The sequence below is a fragment of the Streptomyces sp. NPDC058691 genome, assembly GCF_042714775.1.
GTDB lineage: Bacteria > Actinomycetota > Actinomycetes > Streptomycetales > Streptomycetaceae > Actinacidiphila.
Genome location: NZ_JBHXSO010000025.1, coordinates 53045 through 66724 on the forward strand (window position 1 = coordinate 53045; position 13680 = coordinate 66724).

At 72.8% G+C, this 13680-nt stretch carries 13 protein-coding genes; 6 read left to right on the forward strand and 7 right to left on the reverse strand.

The features are described from left to right. Window positions 1-9: 9 nt before the first annotated feature. The 5 genes from ACFWVC_RS19430 to ACFWVC_RS19450 all read right to left on the reverse strand — a co-directional run bounded on the left by ACFWVC_RS19430 (window position 10) and on the right by ACFWVC_RS19450 (window position 6557). Window positions 10-2121, reverse strand: a complete 2112-nt coding sequence (locus ACFWVC_RS19430; RefSeq protein ID WP_384286952.1) for an alpha-galactosidase — start codon at window positions 2119-2121, stop codon at window positions 10-12. Further along, window positions 2118-3041 carry a carbohydrate ABC transporter permease gene (locus tag ACFWVC_RS19435; RefSeq protein WP_384286954.1) on the reverse strand — a complete coding sequence of 308 codons (924 nt, stop codon included), beginning with the start codon at window positions 3039-3041 and terminating at the stop codon, window positions 2118-2120. Before ACFWVC_RS19435 ends, ACFWVC_RS19430 begins: the two co-directional genes overlap by 4 nt. Then, the gene (locus ACFWVC_RS19440; RefSeq protein WP_384286956.1) at window positions 3041-3895 is read right to left on the reverse strand and encodes a carbohydrate ABC transporter permease; all 855 of its coding nucleotides are present in this window, start codon (window positions 3893-3895) and stop codon (window positions 3041-3043) included. The genes ACFWVC_RS19435 and ACFWVC_RS19440 overlap by 1 nt, the downstream gene beginning before the upstream one ends. A 44-nt stretch (window positions 3896-3939) precedes the next feature. Next, entirely contained in the window at window positions 3940-5232 is a 1293-nt protein-coding gene (locus tag ACFWVC_RS19445) for an ABC transporter substrate-binding protein (protein ID WP_384286958.1), read from the reverse strand. 491 nt (window positions 5233-5723) lie between these two features. Beyond that, window positions 5724-6557: a hypothetical protein gene (locus ACFWVC_RS19450; protein WP_384286963.1), complete on the reverse strand. Its 834-nt coding sequence runs from the start codon at window positions 6555-6557 to the stop codon at window positions 5724-5726. 163 nt (window positions 6558-6720) lie between these two features. Between ACFWVC_RS19450 and ACFWVC_RS19455 the strand changes: the two genes are divergently transcribed. The 6 genes from ACFWVC_RS19455 to ACFWVC_RS19480 all read left to right on the forward strand — a co-directional run bounded on the left by ACFWVC_RS19455 (window position 6721) and on the right by ACFWVC_RS19480 (window position 11595). After that, complete coding sequence (locus tag ACFWVC_RS19455) at window positions 6721-7143, forward strand: hypothetical protein (RefSeq protein WP_384286967.1); 423 nt, start codon at window positions 6721-6723, stop codon at window positions 7141-7143. Window positions 7144-7214: 71 nt separating this feature from the next. Next, a complete protein-coding gene (locus ACFWVC_RS19460) occupies window positions 7215-8705 on the forward strand; it encodes an AlkA N-terminal domain-containing protein (RefSeq protein WP_384287151.1) in 1491 nt (496 codons plus the stop codon). Between the two features lie 118 nt (window positions 8706-8823). After that, entirely contained in the window at window positions 8824-9333 is a 510-nt protein-coding gene (locus ACFWVC_RS19465; protein ID WP_384286972.1) for a methylated-DNA--[protein]-cysteine S-methyltransferase, read from the forward strand. 14 nt (window positions 9334-9347) lie between these two features. Beyond that, window positions 9348-10082, forward strand: coding sequence for a 2OG-Fe(II) oxygenase (locus ACFWVC_RS19470; protein WP_384286976.1), 735 nt, complete (start codon window positions 9348-9350; stop codon window positions 10080-10082). After that, entirely contained in the window at window positions 10079-10927 is an 849-nt protein-coding gene (locus ACFWVC_RS19475; protein ID WP_384286980.1) for an ABC transporter substrate-binding protein, read from the forward strand. Before ACFWVC_RS19470 ends, ACFWVC_RS19475 begins: the two co-directional genes overlap by 4 nt. After that, on the forward strand, window positions 10924-11595 hold the full coding sequence (locus ACFWVC_RS19480) for an alpha-ketoglutarate-dependent dioxygenase AlkB family protein (RefSeq protein WP_384286983.1): 672 nt from the start codon (window positions 10924-10926) through the stop codon (window positions 11593-11595). Before ACFWVC_RS19475 ends, ACFWVC_RS19480 begins: the two co-directional genes overlap by 4 nt. Here the strand turns inward: ACFWVC_RS19480 and ACFWVC_RS19485 are convergent. Together ACFWVC_RS19485 and ACFWVC_RS19490 are read right to left on the reverse strand one after the other, a co-directional pair. Further along, window positions 11589-12026 carry a PaaI family thioesterase gene (locus ACFWVC_RS19485; protein ID WP_384286985.1) on the reverse strand — a complete coding sequence of 146 codons (438 nt, stop codon included), beginning with the start codon at window positions 12024-12026 and terminating at the stop codon, window positions 11589-11591. The genes ACFWVC_RS19480 and ACFWVC_RS19485 overlap by 7 nt on opposite strands. A gap of 12 nt (window positions 12027-12038) precedes the next feature. After that, on the reverse strand, window positions 12039-13598 hold the full coding sequence (locus ACFWVC_RS19490; protein WP_384286987.1) for an MFS transporter: 1560 nt from the start codon (window positions 13596-13598) through the stop codon (window positions 12039-12041). Window positions 13599-13680: the final 82 nt, after the last annotated feature.

The window sequence follows — 13680 nt, forward strand, 5'->3', positions numbered from 1 at the left end:
GCCGTGTCGTCACTGCCGGGACAGTACGACGAGCTCCGCGTCGTGGTGCGCCGTCCACGCGAACGGCAGGCCGGAGTGCGCCAGATGGGCTCCGCTGTAACGGGTGCCGGTGGCGGTGTCGGTGTAGACGGCCTCCGGGGCGAGCCCGCGCAGGCGCAGCCGGGCGGCCCGGCCGGGCACCAGGGGCGCGCCGTCGAGCGGCCCGGTGTTCCACGCCGTCACGACCACGCGCTCGCCGGACGCTTCCTCGTACTGGATGCCGCAGGTCGGGTCGGCGGGGCTGCCCAGCAGGCGGACCTCGCCGTGGTGGACGACGTCGCGGACCTCCTTGTAGCGGGCGATCCACCGCGCTGCCTCGGCGCGCTGCCCGGGCGTCCAGTGCCGGATGTCGGCGCCGATGCCGAGCACGCCGGCCGCGGAGTTGACGAACCGGAAGGCGAGCGAGCGGGGCCGCGGGTCGAAGACGCCGGGGGCGTCGGTGACCCAGGAGCTCATGGTGTGCGGGGCGTGCGCGTGGAGGTATCCGTACTGGATGCGCAGCCGGTCCATGGGCGCGGTGTTGTCGCTGAGCCACACCACGTCGGTGCGGGCGATGGTGGCGTGCTCGACGCGTCCGCCGCCGCCCGCGCAGCCCTCGACGGTGACGTGCGGGTGGGCGGTGCGCAGGTGGTCCAGGACCCGCAGGTAGCCGGCGATGTGGGCGGCGTCGAGGTCCTGGAGCTCCGGATCGGCTCCCGCCGGGTGGCCGGGGCGGCCGCGCTCGGTGGGCGGCCGGTTCATGTCCCACTTGAGGTAGCTGATGGCGTGGGAGCCCAGCAGCCGGTCCAGGGTGCCGATGACGAACTCCTGGACGTCCTCGCGGCCGAGGTCGAGCAGCAGTTGGTTGCGCACGAGCGTCGCGGGCCGGCCGTCGACGCGGTAGACCCACTCGGGGTGCTCCGCGTACAGCTTCGAACGGGGGCTGATGCCCTCGGGCTCGACCCACAGGCCGAAGTCCATGCCCAGCGCCCGCACGTCCTCGACGAACCGGTCGAACCCGCCGGGGAACTCGGCCGGGTCCGGGTCCCAGTCGCCGAGGCCGCCGGTGTCGTCGGGACGTCCGGTGAACCAGCCGTCGTCGACGACGAAGAGTTCGGCGCCGAGATCCGCGGCGACCTTGGCGAGCTCCAGCTGCCCGGCGGCGTCGACGTCGAAGCCCGTCGCCTCCCAGGAGTTGTAGAGCACCTTGCGCGGCCGGTCGATGCGCTCGCCGGTCAGGTGCCGCTCGTAGCGGTGCCAGACGCGGGCCAGTCCGTCGAGCCCGTCGGGGCTGAAGGCGCAGGCCAGCCGGGGCGTGACGAGAGTGGCGCCGGGCGCGAGGCGGACGGCGCCCTCGTGGGGCACGCGTCCGGCGCGGACGCGCACCGCGCCGCCGGGCTCGGCGTCGGCGGTGATCCGCCAGTTGCCGGACCACTCCAGGGCGATGCCGTAGGTCGGCGTGGCGCCCTCGGCGGGGGCGGCGGCGTCCTGGACCGCGAGCCAGGGGTGGTACGCGTGCCCGGCCGAGCCCTGGGTGCTCTCCATCTCGAAGCGCCCGCGCTCCAGCGTGACGTCCTTGAGCTGGAACTCCTGCGACCACTGGCCGGCCAGGTACGTCAGCCGCGCGCCGCCCTGGACGGGGACGTTGACGGCGGCGGAGTCGAAGCGCTCCAGCCGTACGTCGCCGTCCCCGGTGCAGGTCAGCTCCGTCCAGCGCAGGACGACGTCGGTGCCGGGCACGGTCTCGTAGCACAGCGTGGTGCGCAGACCGAGCACGTCGTCGGCGAAGTCCAGGCGCAGCGAGTGGTCGCCGTCCGCGGTGGCGCCCTCGAAGCTCCACCAGCTGCCGCGGTCGCCGCCGGGGCGGGAGGCGATCAGGTCGGCGCCGGTGAACGGCCGCAGCCCGTACGGGATGTACTCGGCCGGTGCGGCGTCGGCGGGGGTGATGAAGTGGGTGCGGCGCGACCAGTCCATGGGCGACGGGCCGTCCTCGGAGCCGTGCGGCCCCCAGGCGGCGAGCTCGGCCCAGCGGTCGTCACCGCCGAGGGTGACGGCGTAGACGGTGGTGTCGGTGCGCAACAGCCACCGGTGGTGCGCGGTCACTTGACGGCTCCGAGGTTGAGTCCGGCCACGAAGTGGCGCTGGAAGCGGAGGAAGACGGCCACCGTCGGGGCGGCGGCGATCACCGAGCCGGCGGCGATGACGTTCCACATGGACACGTACTGGCCCTGCAGTCCGATCAGGGACGCGGTGATGGGCATCTGCGTGTCGGTGCGCAGCACCGTGATGGCCCACAGCAGATCGTTGAAGATCCACGTGAACGACAGGGCGGTCAGTGCGGCCAGCGCCGGCCGGGCCAGCGGCAGGATGACCCGCCAGTAGATCTGCCACGGGTTCGCGCCGTCGATGACGGCGGCCTGCTGGATCTCGGCGGGGATCGACCGCATGAAGCCGTGCAGCACGAAGACGTAGAAGCCGACACCGAAACCGACCTGCACACCGATCAGGGCGTACAACTGGTCGTAGATGCCGAGCACTTCACTCAGCTTGGAGACCGGGATCAGCAGGATCTGCGGGGGAAGCAGGTTGCCGCCGAGCATCAGCAGCAGCAGGACGCGCCGGAAAGGCAGGTCGTAGCGGCTGAGCGCGAAGGCCGCCATCGAGGCGAGGGCCAGCGAGAGCAGCACGGTGGGAATGGTGACCAGCATGCTGTTGATGAGGGCGCGCTGCTGACCGCCGTCCACCCACGCCTGGCGGAAGCTGTCGAAGGTGAACGAGTGCGGCCAGCTGCCGACGCCGTGCGCGGCGATGTCGTCGAACGTCCGGGTGCTGGTGACCAGGACGAGGGCGATCGGCAGCAGCCACAGCGCGGACAGCAGTCCCGCGGAGAGGTGGAATCCGGCGGTGCGCAGGGCGCGGCCCCGCTTCGGCGACCGGCGGGACTCCGCGGCCCGGGCCTCGCCGGCCCGGTCCGCCGGGCCCTCGGGGTCCTTGACACGCGCGGCGGCGTGGGTGGCGGTCATCAGTCGGCCTCCCTGAAGGCACGCACGAGGTAGCTCGCGATGACGCCGAAGGCCAGCACGAAGATGACCACGGCGAGCGCGGAGCCGTATCCCAGGCGCAGGGACTGGAACGCGGTGGAGTACATGTAGGTGCTCAGCAGTTCGGAGGAGTGGTACGGGCCGCCGCGGGTGAGCGCCCACACGACGTCGAAGGAGCGCAGCGAGTCGATGACGATCACCGACAGGACGACGGCGTTGACACTGCGCAGCTGCGGCAGGGTGATGTGCCGGAACTGCTGCCAGCGGGTGGCGCCGTCGACCTTCGCCGCCTCGTACAGCGCCGGGTCGACGCCCTTGAGGCCGGCCAGGTACAGCACCATGACGTAGCCGACCTGGCGCCACAGCGCGGGCACGATCACCGCGTAGAAGGCGGTGTCCTGGTCGGCGAGCCAGGCGTGTTTCCAGCCGCCGAGGCCGATGGCCTCCAGCACATTGTTGATCAGGCCGTCCGGCTGGTACATCGCCTGCCACACCAGGGCGGTGGCGACCAGCGAGAAGACCACCGGCAGGAAGAGCGCCGCCCGGTAGAACCCGATGCCGCGCCGCTCCTGCTGGAGCAGCAGCGCGGCACCGAGTCCGAGACCGGCGGACAGCCCGCCGAAGAGCAGCAGCCACAGCACCGTGTTGATCGCGGCGGTGCGGAAGACCGCGTCGTGCACCATCTCGCTGAAGTTGCCGAGGCCGACGAACTTCGGGGCGCCCAGCCCGTCCCAGGAGGTCAGGGAGAGATAGAACCCCTGGAGGGCCGGCCAGAAGACCCAGAACGCCTCGGCGAGCAGCGGGATGAGGACGAAGGCCAGGACCACCGGGGGCACCCGAGTGGCCCTGGACCGTCGTGTGGAGCCGATCAAAGCCATTGTCACTGGCTCCAGATCTTCTGTGCGCCGCGCTGCCACGTGGTGAGGATGGAGCCGATCTCCTTGGGCTTCGCCAGGTAGTGCACGAGCGCGGTGTCGGCGGTCGGCTGGAGGGCGTCGCTGGAGTCCCGGTTGAAGAACTGGGTGATCTCCGCGGCGCTCTCGACGAGCTTGCGGCCCTTGGCGACCAGCGGGGTGCCGGCGTCCTTGGCGTCGGGGTGGGTGGGCAGCACGGTGCCCGAGGAGCTCTTGATGTACAGCTCCTGCGACTCGGCGGTGGCCAGGTAGCGCAGCAGCTCCTTGACGCCGTCGGTGCGCTTGCTGCGGGCGCTGGCGAAGTAGCCGTCGGTGGGCGCCTCCTCGGCGACCGGCACCTTGGGGTCGATGATCGGGAACTGGAAGAAGTCCAGGTCCCCGATGGCGTCCTTCGGCGCGGCGTCGGCGAAGAAGGTGCCGATCAGCATCATGCCGGTGCGGCCCTGGAGCAGCGCGGTGGTGGCGTCCTGGAAGGGGATCGCCGTGCCGTTGGGGTCGAAGAACGGGCGCGCCTCGTCCCACTTGTCGAAGACCTTGCGCACTTCGGGGTCGTCGAAGCGGTGCTTTCCGGCGAGGAGTTCGCGGTGGTACGTGGCGCCGTTGACCCGGATGTTCAGGTAGTCGAACCAGGCGGAGGCGACCCACGGGGTGTCGCCGCCGGCGCCGAGGCCGATGGGGGCGACGCCCTTGCTCTTGAGCTTGTCGCACAGGTCCAGGAACTCGTCCCAGTTCTTGGGCTCCTGCACGCCCCACTTCTCGAAGTTGGACTTCCGGTAGAACATGCCCCACCAGTAGTAGCTGGTGGGCACGAAGACCTTCTTGCCGCTGGAGGCCGAGGTGCACAGCTTCTTCAGGGCGTCGGAGTAGCCGGCGAGCTCGGGCTTCTCCCAGACGTCGCTGATGTCGAGCAGCAGGTCCTTCTTGGCGTACGACTCGGCGACGGAGCCGGGGTACCAGGTGTACGCGTCCGGCGGGTTGGCCGAGGTGAGGTAGGTCGGCAGCTGCGTGCGGAAGGTCTCGGACGCGACCGTGTTGAGCTGCGCCTCGGTCTCCCCGCGCTTGTTGAACGCCGCGACGATCTGCTGCATCGCGGTCTTGGCCTGCGGGGAGGAGAGGTTGGACTGCAGGGTCACCGGGCCGCCGGACTTTCCTCCGGATGCGGCCGGGCTCTGGGTGACGCAGCTGCTGAGCAGCGCACCGGTGCCGACGGCGCCGGATACGGCGAGGAACCGGCGGCGGCTGGCGTTGAAGGCGGTCATCTGTGTACTCCTAATGTGCCCACGGAACGGAGCTGAGGCCCCCTGACGGCCCGGCTCTGGGTGCGGCAGGCACAGCCTTTCGCAGGGTCAGAGCGGCGTCAAGATTAATTACTAATTTATTTCTGGGAGAGTGCACCCCCGGCCGAACGAGGCCCGCGGACACGCCTGTTGGAACGTGCGGACGTACGAAGTGGCGCGAGAGATCCGAGCGCGCGACGAGCGGCGCCCGGAGCACGGTCCGATGGACGCGGCCACCAACGCCCGACGGACGCCCACAGAGCGGCCGGCCCTGCGGGGCGCCCCACCTCGGCCGTGCCGGGCGCCGGTGCCACGGCGGAAACTGTGGCGGGGCGCCCGGAGCCTGTCAATATTAATTGCTAATTAACTTAAAAACGGGATGGCGAGACCACGGCCGTGCCCACGTCAGGACACACGAACGCCCCCGTCCGCGGCGGGCGGAACGGGGGCGTCGGAGAAGGGACAGCAGGCGGTCAGGAGCCCGACTGGCCGGCCTTCACCTGCTCGCTGAGGTCGGCGGTGTCCGAAGCCGGGGGCGCCGTCACGGTCTTGGCGTCACCGAACTTCAGGAAGTCCGCGGTCACCTTCATCTTCCCGATCACCTGGACGAACCGGACGGGCAGGTCCTTGCCGTCGACCCAGACGTCCATGTCGATGCCGCCGGCGGAACCGGTCATGGAGCTGAGGAGGTTCTTCTTGTCCTCCGAGGACAGTCCTGCGGCCTCCAGGGTGTCCTTGTCGAAGGTGACGCGGTAGTGATGCGCCTTGATGCCGCGCACCGACTCCTCACCCAGGTCCTTGGCGTCCTTGGACATGCCGATGTAGCGCAGCCCCGCCGTCGGGTCACCGTTCTTCTCGACCGCCGCGGCACCCTGCTCACCGAGCATCGCCGACACGTCGACGCGCATCCAGTGCTTGCCCTTGAGCGGGCCGGCCGGCTGCGGGTCCACGTTGTAGTAGTAGGCACCGTCCACCATCAGGGTCCGGAGCTTCGGGGCGTCCTGAAGGGCCTGCATCTGGGCCGCGTCGGTGTCCATCATGACGTCGTAGGCGAGTCCCTTGCCCCACGAGTAGGTGCCCGTCATCGTGATCGGGGTGCCCTGCCCGGGGTCGGTGACGAATTCGACCTTCGCCGACCCGACCTTCTCGGTACGGTCGGTGACCCGCGCGAGGATCTTCGCGATCGAGTCCGACTTGCCCACGGCCGTCGCCGTGTCGTGCGCCGCCTGGCAGCCGGCCGTCGCGGTCAGCGCGACGGCCGCGGCCCCCACCGTGGCGGCAAGGCGCAAGTGCCTCGACATGCTCATCTGGTCCCACCCCTGTTGCGTGTTGATGTTGTGCGTTCGCTGTGCGGACTGTAGTGCGCGCGACCGACAGGGCCGTAACCATTTCCCACCCGCACCGCCCCCGCCGGGTGTCCGATGGGGGCAGGGGTGCCCAACGGGCGGGACAGGCCGGTACGCTCCGGGCATGTCGGAGGAGGAGACCGCACGGACCGGCCCCGTACCGCCCAGGGCCCGGGATCTCGCAGCCGCTACGGTCGCGCACCTGCTCGTGGCCCTCGTCCCGATGGTGCTCATCGGGCTGATCATCTGGCCGCTCGGCCTGCGGCCGGGCGGCAGCTTCCTCACCGGCCTCGGGCTCTGCATCTTCGTCGGTGGCGTCCCCGTGGCCGAGCTGTACCGGACCCGGCCGCCGGGCCGGCGCTCCGCGGCGGTCGCGGGAGCGGTCGTCCTGCTGGCCATGACCCTGCTGGGGGGCACAGCGGGGTTCTGGATCTCCGCCGACGACCACGACGCGGGCGCCGCGCTCGGCGGGCTCGCCGGGATTCCCCTCGGCGCCGCGGCGTTCGCGTGGCGGATCCGCCACGCCGCCCGGGCGGCCGCCGCCTGACCCGGTCACCGTCGCCGGAACTCCGTGTCCGATATCCGCCGGTGCTCGCGCGCGGGATGCCGCACAGTGGAATGGTGACGATGGACGACCCCAGATACGAGGCGGTGCGCGGCCGGGACGCCCGTTTCGACGGGGAATTCTTCTTCGCGGTGACGACGACGGGCATCTACTGCCGGCCCAGCTGCCCCGCCGTGACGCCCCGGCGGCGCAATGTGCGCTTCTTCCCGACCGCGGCCGCCGCACAGGGCTCCGGTTTCCGGGCCTGCCGGCGGTGCCGCCCGGACGCCGTGCCCGGCTCCGCCGCGTGGAATGTGCGGGCGGACGTCGTCGGCCGGGCGATGCGCCTCATCGGCGACGGCATCGTGGACCGTGAGGGCGTCGCGGGCCTCGCGGCGCGGCTGGGGTACAGCGCCCGCCAGGTGCAGCGGCAGCTCAACGCCGAGCTCGGCGCGGGCCCGATCGCCCTGGCGCGGGCCCAGCGGGCGCACACCGCGCGCGTCCTGCTGCAGACGACCGGGATGCAGACGGCCGGCATCGCGTTCGCCGCCGGCTTCGCGAGCGTGCGGCAGTTCAACGACACGATCCGCGAGATCTACGGCATGACCCCGACCGAACTGCGCGCGGCCCGGCCCCGCGGCGGGCGTTACGCGGCCGGCAGCGGCGGCGAGGGCGCGTCCCCCGCCGCCGGCGGGGTGCCGCTGCGCCTTGCCTATCGGGGCGCCTACGACACCGCGCAGGTCTTCGACCACCTGGAGCGCCGCGCCGTCCCGGGCATCGAGGAGGTCACCGGACCTCCCGGCGGCCGTACGTACCGCCGCACCCTGCGCCTGCCGGGCGGCCACGCCGTCGCCGAGGTGGATGAGACGGCCGGCAAGGGCCACGGCTGGCTGGAGTGCCGGCTGCACCTGAGCGAGCTGCGCGACCTGACGACCGCCACCCAGCGCGTCCGGCGCCTGTTCGACCTGGACGCGGACCCGTACGCGGTGGCCGAACGGCTCGCCGCCGACCCGGCGATGGGGACACTGGCCGCGCTCCGCCCCGGCATGCGGGCGCCCGGCTCGGCCGATCCGCACGAGATGGCGGTCCGCGCCGTGCTGGGCCAGCAGGTCACCCTGGCCGCGGGGCGGCACCTGGGCGCCGCGCTCGTGGCGGCGTACGGGACACCGCTGCCCGCGCCGAGCGGCGGCCTCACCCATCTGTTCCCCACGGCGGACACCCTCGCGGGTGCGTCGCTGTCGGAGCTCGGCATGCCCGGTGCCCGCCGGGACACGCTGCGCGGCCTCGCCGCGGCGCTCGCGGACGGCACCGTCGTCCTCGACCCGGGGGTCGACCGGGACGCCACGGAGAAGGCGCTGCTCGCCCTGCGCGGCGTGGGCCCCTGGACCGCCGGCTACCTGCGGATGCGCGCCCTGGGCGACCCCGACGTCCTGCTGGAGGGCGACGTGGCGGTGCGTGCGGGCGCCGCGCGGGCGGGCGTCGCACTGGAGGAGGCCGAGGCCTGGCGCCCCTGGCGCACGTACGCCATGCACCACCTCTGGAACGCCGCGCAGACCCTGACCTGAGGGGGCCGTCCGGCCCTCCGGGCAGCGGGAATGCGACGTCCGAAACCCGCCAGCACCACCCCCGCCGAGCGACCAGACTCGGAGACGTACCGCACGAAACGACGGAAGGACCGGACCGATGACGGTCTACACCACGGCGCACAGCCCCCTCGGCGAGCTCCTGCTCGTCGGCGAGGAGTCGGCGACCGCCAAGGGCGGCACGGCGCTCACCTCACTGTCCGTTCCCGGGCAGAAGGGCGGCATCACCACCCCCGCGGCCGGCTGGCGCGAGGACCCGGCGGCGTTCGCCGAGATCGTCGGCCAGCTCACGGCCTACTTCGCGGGCGAACTGACCGACTTCGACATCGAGTTCACCACTGCCGGGACCCCGTTCCAGCAGCAGGTGTGGAAGACGGTGGAGACCATCGGCTACGGCGCGACCCTCTCGTACGCCGACGTCGCGGAGCGGAGCGGCCTGCCGCGCGGCTCATCGCGCGCGGTCGGCGCCGCGATCGGCCGCAACCCGCTGCTGGTCGTCCGGCCCTGCCACCGCGTGGTCGCCTCCGGCGGCGCCCTGACCGGCTACGCCGGGGGCATGGCCCGCAAGGAGCACCTGCTGGCGCTGGAATCCGGCCACCGCACCGCCTGACCCGGAGGACCCGCATGACCTCGACCACCCACGCCCCGGCGGCGGCCCGCGAGCGGGTCGCAGCCGCCGACTGGCCCGCGCTCGCGGGCGAGCTCGACGCGTACGGCAGTGCCCTGACCGCCCACCGCGTCCTCACTCCTGCCGAATGCCGCGCGGTGGCCGGTCTGTACGACGAGCCGGCGCGCTTCCGCTCGACCGTCGACATGGCCCGGCACCGCTTCGGCTCCGGCCAGTACCGGTACTTCGCCCACCCGCTGCCGGACCTCGTACGGGAGTTGCGCGAGGCGTTCTACCCCCGGCTGCTGCCCGTCGCACGCGACTGGGCGGCCCGGCTCGGCCGCCCCGCGCCCTGGCCGGACACCCTGGAGGAGTGGCTGGGCATGTGCCACGCCGCGGGCCAGCGGCGGCCGACCCCGATCCTGCTGCGCTACGGCGCGGGCGACTGGAACGCGCTGCACCAGGACCTGTACGGGGAACTGGTCTTCCCGCTCCAGGTCGTGATCGGCCTGGACGAGCCCGGCGGCGACTACACCGGCGGCGAGTTCCTCATGACCGAGCAGCGGGCGCGCGCCCAGTCGCGGGGCTCGGCCACCGCACTCCCCCAGGGCCACGCGCTGGTGTTCACCACTCGCGACCGCCCCGTCCGCTCTGCGCGCGGCTGGTCCGCCGGCCCCATGCGGCACGGCGTCAGCACCGTCCGCTCCGGCCGCCGGCACACGCTGGGGCTGGTCTTCCACGACGCGACGTGACCCGCCCCCGTCGTGCCCGAACGTACACGCTGACCGGACCGGACGGGCAGCCGTACCCCAGCACCGCGCCCGGCGCCCTCGGCGGGCACCGGCGCGGCCGGCGCTACGGCAGGCTGGACTGCCCGAGCGCGCTGCGGGCACTGGCCCGCGGCGGCTATGTCCGCGAGCGGGTGTTCTTCGCCGACGAGGCGACGGCCGTGGCGGCGGGCCACCGCCCGTGCGCGCGATGCCTGCCGCGCGAGTACGCACAATGGAAGGCGAGCCGACCGAACCGGGACCCGGAAACCATGCAACTGCCGCACCTCCCCGCCGACGAGGCGCCCGCGCCCTCGCCGCTCCTCACGCCCGGCCATCTCGCCGTACTGGAGCAACTGCCCGCGCCCGCCGCGCACACCACCGCAGAGGTCACCGCCCTCCTCGGCCTGCTGGACGGCGCGCGGGTCGTGACGGTCGGCCACAGCCGCGACGCGGCTTCCCGTGAAGCGGCGGCGGCCGTCGCGGCCGCCTGGCGCGCTGCGGGTCGCGAGATCGCCGCCGTCGTGGACTGGCCCGAGGAGGCGGCCTCCTGGCTGCGGCCGGCCCGGCGGCTGACCGCGGACGCGCCCGACGCCTGGGCGGTGGCGGCGGCACCCCGCGGATGGGCGCAGCTCGTCCGCCGGCTGCGGCACGGCACCGGCTGGGACCCCGCCCGCACGGTCGGCTTCGCCACGCTGGGAGACCCCCGCATCGCGGCCGTGACCGGTGCGGCGGCGGTTCAGGGGCTGCGCGGGGCGGCGCCAGACGGCGGCGTTTGGCGCTTCGACCGCGGCTGGGTGGTCCGTACCGCCGCGGGGGACGCGCGATGAGCGCCCTGATCCCCCGCCCACGGCTGGAGGTCGCGCCCGGCGCTGTGCACGTGCCCGGCTGGCTCGGTCCCGACGAGCAGCGCCGGCTTGTGACCGCGTGCCGCGGCTGGGCCACCGGGCCGGTTCCCATGCGTCACACGAGGCTGCCGCGCGGCGGCGTGATGTCGGTGCGGACCGTGTGTCTCGGCTGGCACTGGCAGCCGTACCGCTACACACGGACGGCGGGCGACGTGAACGGCGCCCGGGTCGCGCAACTCCCCGACTGGCTGGCCGAGTTGGGCCGCCGGGCGCTGGCGGACGCGTACCAGGACCCGGCGGCGGGCGACGGCTACGCACCGGACACCGCCCTGATCAACTTCTATGACGCCGACGCCCGGATGGGCATGCACCAGGACAACGACGAGCGCTCCGGCGCCCCCGTGGTGTCGCTGACCGTCGGCGACAGCTGTGTCTTCCGCTTCGGCAACACCGAGAACCGCAACCGCCCCTACACCGATCTGGAACTGGCCTCCGGCGACCTGTTCGTCTTCGGCGGGCCGTCGCGCTTCGCGTACCACGGGGTCACGAAGATCCTGCCCGGGACCGGCGACCCGGCCACCGGCCTCGCGGCCGGGCGGCTGAACATCACCATGCGGGTCACCGGTCTGACGGACGCCTCCGGTCAGTGACCGGGCAGGTCGCGGTTGAACAGCCGGACCTGGCCGCGGGCGATGGGCTTGCCGGCCTCGTCGCTGATCTCCACGAGCCACAGCTGCAGGCTGCGGCCCTGCTGGATGGGCGTGCCGACCACGTCGAGGCGCCCGGTGACGTGCGACCGCAGGAAGTCGGTCTGATTGCCGACACCGACCGCGAACTGGCCCCGGGACTCCACCGCGACCGACGCGCCCACGCTGGCGACGCTCTCGATGACGGTGGTGTAGAGCCCGCCGTGGGTGATGCCCCACGGGGTGTGGTGCTCCGCGGTCACCTCGACGTGACCGCGGACCTCGGTCGCGGCGACGGAGTCGAAGTGCAGGCCGGCGGCGCGGAGGAAGGCTCCCGCACGCTCCAGGGCGAGGAAGGCGTCGGGTGTGGAGTCGGGCTGGGCTGCTTCGGGCACGGCGGGGCTCCCTCAGTGCTGCTGCGGAGTGGGACGGTTGCGGATCAGTGTGACGGCCGCGACGGCCGCCGCGGCGATGGCCACGCCCGGGATCAGCACCGCGAGGTGCAGTGCCCCTGAGAACGCGTCGCCGACCGCGGAGTCGACGGTGGCGCGCAGCCCCGCGGGCAGTCCCGCGCCCGAGGATCCGCTGCCGACCGCCTTGACCACCTGTCCGGTGACCGCGGACGGGGTGCCGCGCTCGGCGAGCGCGTCCGGGAGCCGGGAGGCGAGGCCGCTGGTGAGGACGGTGCCGGTGACGGTCGCCCCGAGGGTGCCGCCGACCTGGCGGAAGAGGTTGACCGTGCCGCTGGCCATGCCGCCGTCGGTGTGCGGCACGCTGATGACCGCCACGGCGGTGCCCGGCGGCAGGATGAGCCCCGCGCCGGCCCCGAACAGTGCCATCAGCACGCCGATCACCACGACGGACGTGGTGGGGGTCTGCGCGGTCATCAGCAGGGCGCCGGCCGCCGCGAGCACCGTGCCGACGCCGAGGGTCGTCTTGAAGCCGACGCGCCGGGCTATGGCGGCGGCCACATAGCTGACCAGCACGTACGCGACCATCACCGGCAGGAGCAGCAGTCCCGCGCGCAGGATCGACTCGTGCCGGACCCGCTCGAAGTAGAGCACCTGGGCGAAGGCGACGGCCACGAAGGAGTACTGGCCGATCATGGCGACGACGTTGGCCGTGGCGAAGGTGCGGTTGCGGAACAGGCGCAGGTTGAGCATCGGCGTGCGGGTGCGGGACTCGTGCGCGACGAACGCGGCCAGCGCGACCGCGGCGAGGACGAAGGCGCCGATCGGGCGCCAGGTGCCGTATCCGCTGTGCCCGCCCTCGACCAGGCCGTAGTTGAGCGCGCCGATGGCGATAACGGCCAGCACGAGGCCCGGCGGGTCGAGGTGGCGGCCGGGGTGCCGGTTCTCGGTGACGAAGCGCGGTACGAGGAGCAGCACGACCACCGCGAGCACCACGTTGACCAGGAAGACCGCGTGCCAGGAGAAGCGCTCCAGGATCAGCCCGGCCGCGACGGGACCGACCGCGAGCCCGATGCCGGACACCGCGACCCAGATCCCGACCGCCCGGGTGCGCTCGTGCGGGTCCGGGAACATGTGGGTGACCAGGGACAGGCTGTTCGGCAGGATCGCCGCGCCGCCGATGCCCATGAGCGCCTGACCCACGATCACGGTCCCGGCGCCGGACGCCAGGAAGACGACGAGGCTTCCCGCGCCCAGGAGCCCCATGCCGAGCGCGAAGACGCGGCGGCGTCCCAGGATGTCGCCGACGGTGCCGGCGGAGAGCACGAAGCTCGCGACCATCATCGAGTAGATGCCCGCGATCCAGACGAGCGCGGAGCCGGATACGTGCAGGTCCTGCTGGAGGGGCGCGAGGACCGCCGTGGTCTGGGTGATGTTCACGAACATCGCCATCTGGCCGAGGCTCGCGACGACGAATCCGATCCATTGCCCCCGGTTCTGCCGGGTGGTGCGGGGCTGCGCGGTGGCCGGTGCGACGGCCGCGGTGGGGGGTGTCATGGGTGGGTGTCCCTCCTCAGCTGGGTACGACTCTCGAACCCAGCTGTGTGGCGCACGTTACCATGCCTGAGTTCTTCTGGAG